At 37.2% G+C, this 14,654-nt stretch carries 19 protein-coding genes; 12 read left to right on the forward strand and 7 right to left on the reverse strand.

The window, feature by feature from the left end; all coding sequences use genetic code 11:
• Positions 1–40: 40 nt before the first annotated feature.
• The 3 genes from G5B98_RS09420 to fliL form a co-directional block, all read right to left on the reverse strand.
• Positions 41–811, reverse strand: a complete 771-nt coding sequence (locus tag G5B98_RS09420; protein ID WP_232524556.1) for a hypothetical protein — start codon at positions 809–811, stop codon at positions 41–43.
• Between the two features lie 144 nt (positions 812–955).
• Positions 956–1,300 (reverse strand): holo-ACP synthase, encoded by a 345-nt coding sequence (acpS, locus tag G5B98_RS05315; RefSeq protein WP_103641321.1) that lies wholly within the window; start codon positions 1,298–1,300, stop codon positions 956–958.
• Entirely contained in the window at positions 1,297–1,833 is a 537-nt protein-coding gene (fliL, locus tag G5B98_RS05320) for a flagellar basal body-associated protein FliL (protein WP_084042196.1), read from the reverse strand. Before fliL ends, acpS begins: the two co-directional genes overlap by 4 nt.
• Before the next feature lie 58 nt (positions 1,834–1,891).
• Here fliL and ybaK point away from each other — a divergent pair, with 58 nt between their 5' ends.
• A complete protein-coding gene (ybaK, locus tag G5B98_RS05325) occupies positions 1,892–2,374 on the forward strand; it encodes a Cys-tRNA(Pro) deacylase (protein WP_196086254.1) in 483 nt (160 codons plus the stop codon).
• Here ybaK and G5B98_RS05330 read toward each other — a convergent pair.
• Entirely contained in the window at positions 2,363–3,349 is a 987-nt protein-coding gene (locus G5B98_RS05330; protein ID WP_196086255.1) for an SAM-dependent methyltransferase, read from the reverse strand. The genes ybaK and G5B98_RS05330 overlap by 12 nt on opposite strands.
• The gene (locus G5B98_RS05335; protein ID WP_196086256.1) at positions 3,346–3,954 is read right to left on the reverse strand and encodes a trimeric intracellular cation channel family protein; all 609 of its coding nucleotides are present in this window, start codon (positions 3,952–3,954) and stop codon (positions 3,346–3,348) included. Before G5B98_RS05335 ends, G5B98_RS05330 begins: the two co-directional genes overlap by 4 nt.
• A 118-nt stretch (positions 3,955–4,072) precedes the next feature.
• Here G5B98_RS05335 and G5B98_RS05340 point away from each other — a divergent pair, with 118 nt between their 5' ends.
• Positions 4,073–4,735 carry a lipid-binding SYLF domain-containing protein gene (locus G5B98_RS05340; protein ID WP_087585274.1) on the forward strand — a complete coding sequence of 221 codons (663 nt, stop codon included), beginning with the start codon at positions 4,073–4,075 and terminating at the stop codon, positions 4,733–4,735.
• Between the two features lie 92 nt (positions 4,736–4,827).
• Here G5B98_RS05340 and G5B98_RS05345 read toward each other — a convergent pair whose 3' ends face one another.
• The gene (locus G5B98_RS05345) at positions 4,828–5,037 is read right to left on the reverse strand and encodes a hypothetical protein (protein ID WP_002942234.1); all 210 of its coding nucleotides are present in this window, start codon (positions 5,035–5,037) and stop codon (positions 4,828–4,830) included.
• Positions 5,038–5,187: 150 nt separating this feature from the next.
• Here G5B98_RS05345 and G5B98_RS05350 point away from each other — a divergent pair, with 150 nt between their 5' ends.
• From G5B98_RS05350 to modD, 10 genes are all read left to right on the forward strand, one after another.
• Complete coding sequence (locus G5B98_RS05350; protein WP_021091224.1) at positions 5,188–5,634, forward strand: Fur family transcriptional regulator; 447 nt, start codon at positions 5,188–5,190, stop codon at positions 5,632–5,634.
• Between the two features lie 100 nt (positions 5,635–5,734).
• Complete coding sequence (locus G5B98_RS05355) at positions 5,735–6,058, forward strand: HMA2 domain-containing protein (protein WP_021091233.1); 324 nt, start codon at positions 5,735–5,737, stop codon at positions 6,056–6,058.
• The gene (locus tag G5B98_RS05360) at positions 6,051–6,701 is read left to right on the forward strand and encodes a ferritin-like domain-containing protein (RefSeq protein ID WP_196086257.1); all 651 of its coding nucleotides are present in this window, start codon (positions 6,051–6,053) and stop codon (positions 6,699–6,701) included. The genes G5B98_RS05355 and G5B98_RS05360 overlap by 8 nt, the downstream gene beginning before the upstream one ends.
• A complete protein-coding gene (locus G5B98_RS05365) occupies positions 6,694–7,044 on the forward strand; it encodes a hypothetical protein (RefSeq protein WP_196086258.1) in 351 nt (116 codons plus the stop codon). The genes G5B98_RS05360 and G5B98_RS05365 overlap by 8 nt, the downstream gene beginning before the upstream one ends.
• A gap of 9 nt (positions 7,045–7,053) precedes the next feature.
• Complete coding sequence (locus tag G5B98_RS05370) at positions 7,054–7,368, forward strand: hypothetical protein (RefSeq protein WP_196086259.1); 315 nt, start codon at positions 7,054–7,056, stop codon at positions 7,366–7,368.
• Positions 7,368–7,691 carry an oxidoreductase gene (locus G5B98_RS05375; RefSeq protein WP_087577962.1) on the forward strand — a complete coding sequence of 108 codons (324 nt, stop codon included), beginning with the start codon at positions 7,368–7,370 and terminating at the stop codon, positions 7,689–7,691. Before G5B98_RS05370 ends, G5B98_RS05375 begins: the two co-directional genes overlap by 1 nt.
• Positions 7,675–9,750, forward strand: coding sequence for a heavy metal translocating P-type ATPase (locus tag G5B98_RS05380; RefSeq protein ID WP_196087354.1), 2,076 nt, complete (start codon positions 7,675–7,677; stop codon positions 9,748–9,750). The genes G5B98_RS05375 and G5B98_RS05380 overlap by 17 nt, the downstream gene beginning before the upstream one ends.
• A gap of 14 nt (positions 9,751–9,764) precedes the next feature.
• On the forward strand, positions 9,765–11,228 hold the full coding sequence (locus G5B98_RS05385) for an alanine/glycine:cation symporter family protein (protein WP_232524558.1): 1,464 nt from the start codon (positions 9,765–9,767) through the stop codon (positions 11,226–11,228).
• 11 nt (positions 11,229–11,239) lie between these two features.
• Positions 11,240–11,497 (forward strand): helicase, encoded by a 258-nt coding sequence (locus tag G5B98_RS05390; protein WP_196086261.1) that lies wholly within the window; start codon positions 11,240–11,242, stop codon positions 11,495–11,497.
• Between the two features lies 1 nt (position 11,498).
• Positions 11,499–12,332: a ModD protein gene (gene modD / locus G5B98_RS05395; protein WP_196086262.1), complete on the forward strand. Its 834-nt coding sequence runs from the start codon at positions 11,499–11,501 to the stop codon at positions 12,330–12,332.
• A gap of 356 nt (positions 12,333–12,688) precedes the next feature.
• Here modD and G5B98_RS05400 read toward each other — a convergent pair whose 3' ends face one another.
• Positions 12,689–14,629 carry a BCCT family transporter gene (locus G5B98_RS05400; protein WP_196086263.1) on the reverse strand — a complete coding sequence of 647 codons (1,941 nt, stop codon included), beginning with the start codon at positions 14,627–14,629 and terminating at the stop codon, positions 12,689–12,691.
• Between the last annotated feature and the right edge of the window lie 25 nt (positions 14,630–14,654).

A 14,654-nucleotide genomic window follows, 5' to 3' on the forward strand; every position in this document is an offset into this window, starting at 1 on the left:
ATTTAAATTATAAAAATTCCATTCTTTGCTTATAAAATACCTATGCCCTCTTATCCACTTTAAGCTTTGCCACTTTTTCTAAAATTTCAAACATACTCTTACCACTATCAAATTCACTCTTTATAAATTTATAAAGCTCTTTAAATCTCTCATCGGCTTCAAACTTATAGGTTTGAGACTTTTTAGTAACCTGTATAGGTGTAAATTTCTTCTCTTTTTTATCTTCTTCGTTTTGTGCTTCAAGATCATTAATGGAATTTATAGTCTCTTTTGCTAGCTCCTCATCAAGCTCTAAACCAAAGCGCTTTTTTAGTGCAAATTTAGTCCAATTAGCTTTAAACTCATCAACGCTCATATCGCTATCAAGTAACTTAGCTGTTTTTGTTCCGCCAAAGGTAAAGTCAGAGAAACCATGCTTTCTGGTATATCTTTTTATAAATTCGTTAACAGATAAAGTCTCTGAGTCACCAAAAGCTCTCTCAGGCCCCAAAGCACCGCTATCATCTATAAATTTCTGTAGCTCATCTATCTTATCTTTTGAAAAAGTGTCGTCATAGCCCATAAGCTTGCCAAGTATGCTAATCCTTGCCTCTCCTTCACCTTTTACGAAGCCGGTGAGTGAGTGCTCATATCTGTCGTATTCTCTTGCTTTAGCTTTATCGTCTAGGCTCATATACTTAGGAAATGTCATACCATGACCCATATCGTTACTAAGTATCTCGTTTATATCGTTAAATTTAAATCCCATCTCTCTTGCTATGTTTTCTCTTGAGAGATAGTTAGTAATTGGGAGGTTATTAGAAATTTGCATTTTACTATCCTTAGTTTCTTTAGCTCCATTAAATCTTAATCTAAGATATCGTCTTTTCTTTAAAAAATTTTATAAAAATACATTTTTTAAATTTATTAGAAGTAGTTAAAAGATATTAAAAAGCTTTGTAAAAATGCATAAATTTTAGACAATCATCACTGCAGCTACGGCAAATCCGCCATCGTGAGTTATGCTAAGGCTTGCTTCTTTGATATTAAAATTTGTATAAATTCTTGGGCTAAATTTTATCTTTGGTGCGTTTTTTGCGTCTTTGCTAAGCTCAATATCCAAAAAACCACACTCTTTGCTGATGCCCACACCAAGAGCTTTGCTAGCTGCTTCTTTGGCCGCCCAAAATCCAGCCAAAGTCGCATCATTTTTTGCTAGAGTGATCTCGTCATCACTAAGAAATTTTTTTAAAAAAAGCTCGCCGTGGCGAGCCTTAAGTTTTGAAATTCTATCTATCTTAACGATATCAATACCTATCATTGCACCACAAAATCAGTAAAAAATATGTTTTTGATGTAGCCATCATTTAGCACTTCATTTAGCTTGCCGACGATCTCATCTTTTAGCCTATCTTTACCTTTTGCGGTGCTTACTTCTTCGTAAGTTTTTGATGAAAGTGTTCTGATGATAATATCTCTTAAAAGTGCCTTTTTCTTATCAAGCTCAGGAGTTAGTAACTCATCGCTTTGCTCCATATCAATCTTGGTTTTAAGAAATCTTGAGCCATTTTCGCTAAGCAAATTTACAATGAACTGATCAAGCGGATATATCGGTCCCATATTTGAATAGTCGTTGCTACCATGCTTTGCCTTATTTTGAGCTGGCATGGACTGCGTTTGAGTCTGAGCTGGTGCTTGCATCATATTTGCCTCTTTTGGCTCGTCAGAACTAAGCATCAAAAACGCAACTAGCCCTCCAATAACTAGCAGCAAAACAAATATCGCAATGATAATTATCATTAATGCACCATTGCCACCTTTTTTTGCCTTTTTCTCTTCAACTTCTTCAGCCATCTTTCCTCCTTTAAGTTTTGGCTATAATTATACAAAAAATTCGCAAAAATGAGAAAAAATGATACATAAGACAAATGCCGCTAGAGCTTTAGACAAGCTAAAAATTAATTATGAAATTTTAGAGTATGAGGTCGATTTAAACGATCTTTCAGCCCTCCACGTAGCAGCTAGCACTAAGCAAAATATAAAGCAAATTTACAAAACTATCGTTTGTGAGTGTGAGCCTAAAAATTTCGTTGTTGCTTGCTTGCAGGGTGATTTGGAGCTTGATCTAAAAGCACTTGCTCACGCGTGTGGCGCCAAACGCTGCGAACTTATAAATTTAAAAGATTTAGAAAAGATCACTGGCTACATCAGGGGCGGCTGCTCACCGCTTGCTATGAAAAAACACTTTGCAACATTTATCGATGAACGTGCAAAAGAGCAAGAATACGTGTTAGTAAGCGCTGGAGTAAGAGGCAAGCAGATAAAGATAGCTCCAAATGATCTTTTAAAGGCTTGCGAAGCAAATTACGCTGATGTCGCTAGGCTAGCTCTTTAAAAACTCTATAAATTTAAACTTCTCGCCTAGAAACTCGGGCGAGAGTAGAAATTTCGCCTGTTTAGCTGCATTTTCATAGGCTTGCTTGCTACCTTTTTCAAGCACTAAAGATAAAATTTCATCCACACCAAGATCGCAAACTAAAGCTTCGTTTTGTTTTTTAAATTTAAGCATCTCGAAGCCAGCCTCACAAAAAGCCTCTTTTACTTGTTTAAAACAAAGGCTATAAGTTAGATCCGATCTTTTAAAATACGGCTCAAGATCTGAAATTTCAAATAAAGAAAATACTTGATGGTCTTTAAAAACCCTTAAACTAAACTCATTTTTTGGCTCAAATTCGCCGTAATCAAAGCTTAAAAATCTCACCTTTTTTGCTGCACTTGCAAGTTGGAGCGCAAATTTAGCGTAGCTAGTTGATATCTCGCCCCTTTTTATGCCAATTTTTTTTGCAAGAGCTAGCAAATTTTGATCCGCTCTTTGCCAGTGAAATTTTAGATCATTATCCACAAAAAGTATATTTTGTCCGTCTATCATCTCGCAACTAAATGCGTCAAGTAGCTCATTTGAGATGACAAAAATTTCATCAAACGAGCACTCGCCCAAATTTTCATAGTGCCCTACTCTAACCTCGTCACCAAAGCGTTTTGTAAAAGTCTCAAGCTGTTTTTTACGTAAAATTTCATGAGGCTCGATGATGATAAACTCTAAATTTGACAAAATTTCTGGCTCAAGTGTAAAAATTCCTTGCGCAAAATCAGCTAGCATATCGCCTGAGTTCGCACCGATCTCCACGACCTTGCAAGAGCTAGAAATTTCGCCGTTTTTAAGCAGCTTTAAAAAGTAGTTCGCAAGGCAAGCACCAAAGAGATAGCCAACGCTTACATTTGTGTAAAAATCGCCCTTTTTACCGATATCTACGCCAAATTTATAGTAGTTTTCATTGACCCAGATATCAAAAAACTCGCTAAATTTCATAGATCAGGTAGCTTCCAGCCTCTATAAAATGCAAACATCCTAACCGTAATGCCAGCAGCAAGCAAGAGCATAGTAAAAAATATATTGGTTAGGCCTAGATGATATAGCACAAAGTAAGCAAGCCCCACGCCAAGGCTTATCGTGCCGTAAAGTCCAGTGCGTAAAAACCATGGAATTTCATTTAGCAAAATATCTCTTAAGATACCGCCACCAACGCCGTTAAAAAAGGCGATCATCATCACACCAAAGATGTTGTAGTTGTACTCAATGGCAACCATTGCTCCAACGATGGAAAAACAGATAACATCGATCGCATCGGCAAAGATGAATACAAATTTTCGCTCCAAACCTTCTCTTTTTATGTGTAAATTTGCCACTCTTGAAACAATCAACATAAAAATGACAACGCTTACTGGCATGTAGTGTGTAAATGAATAAACCACCCTACCAACAAGCATATCACGCATGATACCGCCACCAAGTGCAGTCAAAAATGCAGACAAAAAGACTCCAAGCCAGTCACACTCCTTTTTTACTGCAAATAAAAAGCCACTAAGTGCAGCTGATGCGATACCGACGTATTCGACAAAAAGTATTAAACTCATATTTTTTCCCTTAAAAGGTCGCATTTTATAATGAACTCTCATAAAAAATCATTAATAATATTTTTACCATTAGTTTATTTTAGGCTATAATAACGAAAAATTTAAGGAAGGAATTTTAATGAAAAGACTATTAATCATATTTCTTGCTGGTTTATTTTTCACGCCATGCTTAAATGCTGATGTGATCCAAAACCAAAAGCTAAAAAATGCAATAAATATTTTAAACGCTTTTGGTACAAGAAATTTAAAGCCAAACACTAAATTTGAAGGCATAAAAGCGATCGCCATAATCCCTGATGTGACAAAAGCAGGCGCTATCGTTACTGGCTCAACAGGTAAAGGCGTATTTATCGCTAAAAACGATGATGGTGAATGGTCAAGCCCATTTTTTGTAAATTACACATCTGGCAGCATAGGCTTGCAGCTTGGTTACAGCTCAGCTGATATGATTATCTTATTTAAAAATTCAGAAGCTTATGCAAATTTATTTAATGCAAAAGATACGATCAGTCTAAAAGCAGAAGCAACTGGTGGCGTTGGTAATGAAGTAGCTATCACAAGTGATTTGCCTGAAATTTCAGCATTTGCTGAGGAGCGTGGCAAGACAAGTGGTGCTTTTGTAGGCGTTAGCCTAGATGTGGCAAGGCTAAAAATAAATAGACAAGATACAAATGATTACTATGAGCGAATGTATGATTTTGAAAATATCTACAATAATAGCCCAAAAGCTAGTAAATACACTCTGAAATTTAAAGAAATAATCTCAAAATACTTCTTATAGCTCAAATTTCTTGGCTCATTAAGTGGGTCAAGAGCTCTTTTTATTTTTACTTTTTTTGATTAATTTTATAGAAGTTATGGCTTAGCTTTTTGCTAAACCATAAATAGTGAAACAAAGCGTTTTTTAGGGATTGGAGAAAATTGAGTCATATACTCAAACGCTTCTTCGTAATCGCCATCTGTATATTGTGCAACTTGTTCGATAAGCTCGTAAAGCTCCTCATCGTCCATAGAATCAAAACTGCCTCTATTTTCTAAAACCTCTAACAAAACGGCGTCTAATTCAAGCTCGTCGTAAGTCATTTTATTCCTTAATTTTGATTTAAAAAATGCGACACTATACCAAAACAATCTTATAAAATACTTTACTTGAAATTCGTAAGAAATTTTATGCTTTTTTTATAAGTAAAGTTGTAAAATCCTTATATTCATTATCATTTTAGTTAGGTTTTTGTGGATAATTTTGAACTATTTTATAAGCATTTTAAAGAGTTTTTGGAAGCCTTTGGGCAAAAAAGCTCAGAGTTAAAAGAACAAATTTTGCATGTACTTTTCATTAGCAACTCTCATCTAAGTGCTCAAGAAATTTCTTCAGAAATTTACAAAATACACAAGAATGAAATTTCAATGACATCAATTTACTCGTTTTTAAATTTTCTAGAAATGCATCATCTTGCAAACTGCTTTGAAGAAAATGGAGTAAAGAAATTTGAACTAAATTTAAAATCATCGCACGATCATTTGATATGTGAGATTTGTGAAAAGATAGTTGATTTTGAAGATGAGATAATAGAGCAAAGGCAAGAGCAAATTTGCAAAGAAAAAAATTTTAGCGAGCAGTCGCATACAATGATACTTTATGGTATTTGCAGTGATTGCCAAGAGAAAAATGAAAATTAAATTTTATCATTTCATTTTACTTTTTGATAATGAAAAACAAAAAAATTTCAGATTTATTTAAGCTGTGAAATAGATAATACGCAATTAAAAAAGGATGAAAATGGATATAAAAACACAAACTTTAGCACAAGTTGCAAGCTATTTTTCAATGATAGCTCACACAAACGGCAGACTAAGAGTAAGAGTTAGTCCAAAGATAAAAGAGCTAAGCAGTAGCGTAAATTTAGCTAGCTTAGATGATGTGATAGCTCAGATAAATGGTATAAAAAATGTAAAATTTAACAAGCTAATCGGCTCTGTAACGATCGAATACGATCATGAAATTTTTCCAAAAAATCTTTGGGAGGATCTTTTAAAAGGGCAAAATTTAGAAGAGATTTCAACTAGAGTAAATGAAGTTGCAAAAGAAGTGAAATATGCTTAATGAACTTTTAAATGCATCATATACCAGCGAAAAGAATGCACTTAGCTTATATGAAAATTTAGCTTTATTTGGTGATGTTTTTAACGAGATCGCAAATATCAGAAAAAATGCGATCATCTTGATAGAAAAATTTGCGAGCACACATGATTACGAGCTTGCTTGCGAAAATGAAGCTATATTTTTGCCGGCAAAAAATAAAGAAGATGCACTAATACAAGCTTTAAACTACGAGTTAGAGCTAAATAAAATGTATGAAAAATTTTGTGAAAGCTTAGATGATGAAGAGCTAAAAGATCTATTTTTTAGACTTTGGGCTACTTCAAATAACGAATATATCACCTCTTTAAAGCAACGTTTAAAAGAAATTTATAGTGGCTGTGAAATAAAAAATGAGCTAAATTTAAATGAAATTTCACAAAATTTTGAGCAAAATGGTATAACAAATATTTTAGAAAACTATCAAAATGACTTTAATGAGATAACTAAAAGCTTGCAAAATATCGCAAGCGGCAAAGCTGATAAAAGCGAGTTAGCAAAGATAACTAATAATCCAAATTTCTCGTTTTTTAGCGGACTTGCGCTTGGGGCATTAGGTATTTCAGTAGTTAGCAAAAATTTTAATAAGGATGAAGAAAATGAATAATTTACAAAATCAAACAAAGAAAGGATTTAAAATGGCATTACCATTTTTAGCAGGTTTAGCAGTAGGCGGTTTAGCAATAGCTGCTTGGAATAAGAGAGATAAGATCAAAGAGTACGCCCAAGAAGGCTTAGATAAAGGCAAAGAGGCTGCAAAAGATCTTTACAAAAAAGGTAAAAGCGTTGCAAAAGATGCAAAAGACTTTATAGTAAAAGAAGAGAAAAAGGCAAAACGCGGTGCTAAAAAAGTAGAAAAAGAGGCTGAAAAAGTGGTAAAGAAAACAAGAAAACCACGCGCTAAAAAGCCAGCTGCTCCAAAAACTATCACACCAAACGATATAGCTTAAGGATAGAGAATGCAAGAAAATAGTCTTTTTACACTTTCAAGCACAAGACTTCCATTTGATCACTTCATCAGCGGAGCTTTAATCGCTGGCATGGGTGCAGCTGCACTTGGCTTTAGCGACTATCTAAATAATAGAGCAACTAAAAAAGATATCGCTAAAAAGATAGTGAAATACGCTGTAACAGGTGGTTTCGTAGGTGCTGTTGGTATTCATGCTTCAAATTTAATAGCACAAAAAAAATATCTAAATGCAGCAGCTTTTACAGCAGCTGGTATCGGCGGTCTTTTGATAGCAGAAAAACTAATAAAATTGGAGAGTAAATAATGAACAACCCTTACATCAACGAAGAAAACGTAGCAAGTGAAACTGCGGCTAACAATGCAGCAGCTACTCAGCCAAGCGCAATTGATAACGCAATAAATAATGCAGCCCAAAATTTACCATTTGTACCTGAAAATTTTAATGCTGCTGGCTTTGTAAAAGGTCTAGTTTTAGGTGGTATCGCAGCTTATGTACTGACTAATCCAAAAGCGCAAGAGTGCGTATTTAAGGCGATTATCAAAGGTGGCGAGCTTATAAATGCTGGCATAGAAGAACTAAAAGAGCGTTTTGAAGATGTCAAAGCAGAACTTGACTCACAAAAATAAGATCACTCTAGCTCACAAGAGTAAAAATAGAGCGAGGTTTATTTGCGAGAGCCTAAACGCTAGAAGCGACGTCAGTGCTATCGAGGCTGCGATCTCAGAGCGAACTGATGCACTAAGTGTTCGTGTAAATAAATACGCAAAAAGCATTATTGTTGAATACGATAAAAACTACGATAAAATTTTAAACTTTATAAAGAGCTATGAATTTCCAACAAAGGCTAAAGATCCAAATTTACCAAGCAAGGCAAATATCTATAAGGCTGCTGCTGCACTTGGTATAACTCCATTTATGAGCAATAAAACTCTAAAATCAGCCGTGACTCTTTATGCCACAGCACCAAATTTAATAGAAGGTGCAAAAGAGCTAAGACATGAGGGCGTCACTTCAAAAGTGCTTGAGGCAACTGCCATTGGTACTAGCTTAGCAATGGGCGATCATTTAGCAGCAAATAGCACAAATTTGATGATAAATATCGGCGAATATATGGAAGAAAGTGCTAGTCACAGAAGCGATGATCTCATCAAAGAGCTAGCAAAACCAAATATCGAAGAAGTCTGGGTCGAGAGAAATTTAAATGGTGAAAAGACGCTTGAAAAAGTAAAAACCGAAAATTTAAAAAAAGGCGACATTGTAGTAGTCGGAGCTGGTGAGACGATAGGTGTTGATGGTTATATCGTTGAAGGTAACGCCGATGTAAATCAAGTCTCAATGACCGGAGAGGCTGAACCTATACCAAAAGCTAGAGGCGACCGTGTTATAAGTGGCACCGTGGTTGATGAAGGTAGGATAAAAATTTGGGCTGAAAATGTAGGTAGCGACACAGCGACAGCTAGGATCAAAGAGTACATACAAACTTCACTCAATGAAAAATCAGCCATTGGTGTAAAAGCGTTAAAACTAGCTGATAAACTTGTGCCTGTTACGCTCTCGCTTGCTGGACTTTCATACATTATAAATAAAAATATGAATAGTGTCGCTAGCGTACTTCAAGCGGACTACTCTTGCGCATTAAAGCTTGCTACACCAGTTGCTTTTAAATCAAGTATCTCAAAAGCTGGTAGAAATGGCATTCTTGTAAAAGGTGCAAAGGCGATCGAGGCTTTAAGTTCAGTTGATACTTTTGTATTTGACAAAACTGGCACTCTGACACATGGACGCCTAAGTGTAGTTGAAATTTACTCATTTAAAGAGGGCTTTTCTCAAAATGATATATTAAATTTAACTGCAAGTGCCGAAGAGCACTACTTTCATCCGGTGGCTGAAGCAATAGTTGAAGCTGCAAATAAGCGTGGTTTCCACCATATTCATCACGATGAAGTCGAATTTATCGTAGCTCATGGCGTAAAAACTGCGATGCACGGCAAAGAGGTGGTTATAGGCAGTAGACACTTTTTAGAAGATGACGAGATGATAAGTTTTAAAGCTCATGAAGCTTTAATAAGCAAAGCATTAAATAGCGGCTTAACTTTACTCTACGTAGGATACGACAAAGAGCTAGTCGGAGTCATTGCTATGAAAGATGATATGAGAGAAAACGCAAAAGACATGGTGGCAAAACTACGCAGTCTTGGCGTAAAAGAAGTCGTCATGCTAAGTGGTGACATCAAGAGCAAGGCTGAAGAGGTGGCACGCGAGCTTGGACTTGATAGGGTCTATGCAGAGTGCTTACCAACAGACAAAGCAGCTATCATCGAAGAGCTAAAGAGTGAGGGCAAAAAAGTAGCCTTTGTGGGAGATGGCATAAATGATGCTCCAAGCCTAACTAAGGCAAATGTGGGTATAAGTATGCACAAAGGTGCTGATATAGCTAAAGCGACGGCTGATATAAGTCTTTTAAAAGACGATATCATGAGCGTAGCTCTCGTAAAAGAGCTTGCAAATAAAACAATGGATTTAATTAGCTCAAATTTCCGCTCAACCGTCGGCGTAAACACAGCTATACTAAGTGCTGCGACACTTGGTATGTTAAATCCAATAGCAACTGCCATGCTTCATAATGGCACAACGATTTGGCTTTTATTAAATTCAATGAAGGGCGTAAAATTCAAATCAAAATAAATTTGAAAGGGTAGATGGTGCTTGATAGTTTCTTAAATTTTTTAAACGGCAAAATGGACGTAGCCAACGACTTTTTATATGGATATTTTTTAGTCATTATTCTTGTGGCTACGGGAATTTATTTTAGTTATTTGACTCGTTTTGTGCAGTTTAGGATGTTTTTTGAAGCTTGCAGAGTCTTAGTAGAAAAAAAAGACAAGTACAATAAGCACCATTTAACGCCGTTTCAAGCACTTATGATCTCAACCGCTTCACGTGTTGGCATAGGCAATATCGCTGGAATTTCAGCAGCCATCGTCGCGGGCGGTCCGGGTGCTCTTTTTTGGATGTGTTTGATGGCATTTTTAGGATCAGCTTCAGCTTTTATAGAGAGCACGTTAGCGCAAATTTATAAGACAAAAGATGTTTTTGGATTTAAAGGCGGTCCAGCTTATTACATCAAAAATGGCCTTGGCATAAAGTGGCTAGCTTCTCTTTTTGCGGTGATTCTCATCATTACCTACGCATACGGCTTTAACGGACTTCAAAGCTATACAATGACATCAGCTTTTGAAATTTACTACGACAAAGCTGGTAGCAACGTTAGCTTTGCACAAAGCGGACTACCTGTTGGCATCGGCCTTATACTTACGGCATTTGCGGCGGTAATGTTTTTTAGCAAAAGCCACATCATCGGTAAAGTAAGCTCATACATCGTGCCTTTCATGGCACTTGCCTACATCTCGCTAGCACTTATTGCTATCGTTTTAAATTTCAAAGAAATTCCTGATGTTATTAAGATGATCTTAGAAAATGCCTTTGATTTTAAAGCGATATTTGGTGGATTTGCCGGCAGCGTGATCGTAATAGGTATCAAAAGAGGCCTTTTCTCAAACGAAGCTGGTATGGGTTCAGCTCCAAACGCAGCAGCTGCAGCACATACTAGCCACCCAGTAAAGCAAGGTCTGGTTCAGGCTATGGCGGTCTTTATAGATATGACGATATGTATCGCTTCTGGTATGATTGTGCTATTTTCGCAGGCCTATCTTACAAAACAAACTGGCTCAAGTGGCGAACTACTAACAGCACTTCCGCTGGTACAAGCTGCGATGAAAGAGTACTTTGGCGAATTTGGAGTTCATTTTACTACTCTTGCAGTCGTACTTTTTGCTATCACTTCGCTTATTGGCAACTACTACTACGCTCAGGCGAACATGAAATTTTTAACCAAAAACCATAATGTTACGCTACTATTTAAGACAACAGCTGTTGTTATGATATTTGTTGGTGCTCAGATGAATCTAAAGCTTGCTTGGAATATCGCCGATATCACAATGGCTGCGATGGCAACTATTAACATCATCGCTATTTTCTTACTTTCAAAAGTAGTGATAATAGCGATTAAAGACTACGAATCTCAAAGAAGAGCTGGGCTAAATCCAGAGTTTGATCCAGAAAGTCTTGGCATCAAAAATACAAGCTGCTGGAAGAAAAAATAACGGAGGAAAATTTGAAAAAAGATATAAAAATAAGCGGTCAACTACTTGACATAAATACTCACAGAAAGGTGGCAAAGGTCGGTATGGGTGTTACTTTAGCGACAGTTTGCTTAACGGCACTTTGCATGAATGGCAGAGGTATGAAAAAATTACACACAGTTTCAGGAATTGCATTTACTTGCTTTGCCATTTATCACGCTGGACTTTACGACAACGGTATCTTTAAAAAAATGATCCTTAAAGCAAAAACTGCTTCAAAAAAGGAATAAAATGAAACTAAGCGACGCTGAAATTTTACAATACATAAATGAGGACCTACCCTACTTTGACCTCACAACGTCGCTTCAAAATATCGATAAAAAAGTCTCGCTTGAAATTTATTCACGTGATGAAATTTGCGTTAGCTGCGTTGATGTGGCCGCAAGTGTCGCAAGACTACTTGGGTGCGAGAATAAAATTTTTGTGCAAAATTCTCAAATCTGCAAGGCTGGCGATGTGATCATAAAAATTTATGGTAGCTACGAAGATGTGCATAAAGTCTGGAAACTAGCTCAAGTCGCACTAGAATATGCCAGTGCCATCGCAACTTATACAAATAAAATGGCAAATGCCACAAAGTACGTCAATGAAAAATGTGAAGTGTTGGCAACTAGAAAGAGTTTTCCGTTTGCTAAGAAATTTTGCGTAAAAGCCGTACTTGAAGGCGGTGGTGGCATCCATAGGCTTGGGCTTAGCGATAGTATTTTATTTTTTAAAAACCACATGAAAGCCTACGGTAGCTTTGATAAATTTTTATCGCATTTGCCAGAGTTTAAAGCAAAAATGGCTGAGCGAAAAGTATGCATTGAAGCTGAAAATTTAGACGAAGCAAGCAAACTTCTAAAAGCAAATTGCGACGTTGTGCAGTGTGATAAATTTAGCCCAGAGCTTATCAAAAACGTACTCTATTTAAGAGATGAAATTTCGCCAAATACAATGATACTAGCAGCCGGTGGTATAAATTTATCAAATGCAAAAGATTACGCAAATGCCGATGCGATAGTAACATCAGCGATGTATTCAAAAGGCGTTGCTGATATCAGCACCAGACTTGAGATTTTATAAATTTTTACAATGACCGATACAGCAAAACATCTATCAAAGTTAAAAATTTATAGAAAATGCATTTTGGCTCTGGAATTTGAACGATACGCAACAAAAAATTAACATTTTTTATTTCAAATTTATTTCATAGCTACAAGCAAAAATACAAACTAATAAAGTTAAATTTTCTAATTTGTTTTCTCTAAAAAATAAGGACACTCATATCTTGCTTTACACCACGTGCATAAATTCAATTAAATTTTAAAATTTACAAACAAGTATATCACGCTTTTAAATTCAGTAACAAACGATAACGAGTGAGTAAAATTTAGAATTTGCCTAGAAATTTTCAAATTCCAGGCAAATTTCACTCAAATTTACTCTCTAACAACATGTAAAAACTGCATGTGTTTGCGGTATTGCTCGATGACGTCATTTATCAGCGTAGCTTCGCTCCAGCCAAGCACATCGTAGTCCTGACCGCCCTCTTTTAGATAGACTTCAGCTCTATAGTAAAGATCATCGCCGTCAAGCTCTCTGGTGTAGTCTGGGCTCTGGCTTTTGGTGAGATAGACGCCATATCTAAAGTCCATCTCATCGCCAAGACCAACGTTTAAATTTACAAAATTTTCGCCATTTGTGACCTTTGCTTCAAGGCCGTTTTTAGCAAATTCCTCTTTTAGCTCGTTAAACGCTTTTATCACGACTTCGTTTAAAAATTTCTTGCCATCTTTCTTGCCTGGAAGCGTAATGATCGCACTTAGGCGCTCTTGCCACGGCTTTGAAAGATCGCTAAGAGGCATGTTGCTAAAGTTATTTGTCTCTTTTTTGGTTAGATCCACGCGCAAGGCCTTAAATAGCCCATAAATAGCGCCAAGCAGTACGATCGCAAATGGCAGTGCTGTGGTGATAGTAAGCGCTTGAAGTGAGGCAAGTCCGCCAGCTAACATCAAAAATGCCGCTACGATGCCCACTGCAACGCCCCAAAATACTTTTTGCCAAACTGGTGTATCGTCCTTGCCGTTTGAGCAAAGCATGTTCATAACGATCGCTGCTGAGTCAGCAGAAGTGACGAAAAATATGACGATCATAAAGACTGCGATGACGCTTAGCACGCCTGAGAAGCTAAATTTCTCTAAAAACATAAATAGCGCTGAGGCTGAGTCAGAATTTACGGTCGTCGCTAGCTGGCTAAAGCCATTTTGCACGAGCGAGATCGCTGAGTTGCCAAAGAAGCTCATCCAAGCAAAAGTAAAGCCAGTCGGTACTAAAAGCACGCCTATGACAAATTCTCTTATCGTTCTACCTTTTGAAATTTTAGCGATAAAAAGCCCCACAAACGGCGACCAAGAGAGCCACCAAGACCAGTATAGCAGCGTCCAGCCACCAAGCCAGCTATCATTTTGCTTCTCGTAGGCGTAAAGGTTAAATGTGTTTGAAATGAGCGTAGAGACGTAGTCGCCGCTGTTTTGCACAAACGACTTTAAAAGTTGTGTCGTATCGCCCAAAAATAGTATCAAAAACATAAAACATATAGCTAGCGCGATGTTTGCGTTTGATAAGATTTTGATGCCCTTATCTACGCCACTTGCCGCTGAGATGGTCGCAGCTAGGCAAAGCACTATTAAAAGCGTGATGTGCATGGTTGGCAGGCCAAAAACGTGCGTAAGACCAGCATTTACCTGAAGTACGCCATATCCCAGCGAGGTCGCCACGCCAAAAAGGGTCGCCACAACGGCAAATGTGTCAATAGCATTGCCTATCTTGCCATAAATTTTATCGCCAATGATCGGATAAAACGCCGATCTAAGCGTGAGTGGCAAGCCGTGTCTATACGAGAAAAAAGCAAGTATTAGCGCCACGATAGCATAAACTGACCAAGCGCCCATGCCCCAGTGAAAGAAGGTGATATTCATCGCAAGCTTTGCTGCAGCGACGCTTTGCGGGTCGCCAACTGGTGGGTTTAGATAGTGCATAAGTGGCTCTGCCACACCAAAAAACACTAGACCTATGCCCATACCAGCGGCAAAAAGCATAGAAAACCACGAGATATTTTTGTGCTCTGGCTTTACGTGATCGGCTCCTAGCTTGATCTCGCCAAGCTTGCTAAAGCCAAGAATAATGACGCTAAGAAGTATGACGGCGACGGCTAGGATGTAAAACCAGCCAAATTTTGCCGAGATGTAATCTTGCATACCCTTAAAAAATTCATTTGAGAAATTTGGAAATATCGCTGCAAATGCTGTTATTAAAACTATGACAATAAGCGATGGGATAAATACTGAGTTGTTAAATTTTGATCTTTGAAATTTCATCATTTTTCCTCCTTTTTGTAATGTCAGC

The sequence above is a fragment of the Campylobacter concisus genome, from assembly GCF_015679985.1.
GTDB classification, from domain to species: Bacteria; Campylobacterota; Campylobacteria; order Campylobacterales; family Campylobacteraceae; genus Campylobacter_A; species Campylobacter_A concisus_AC.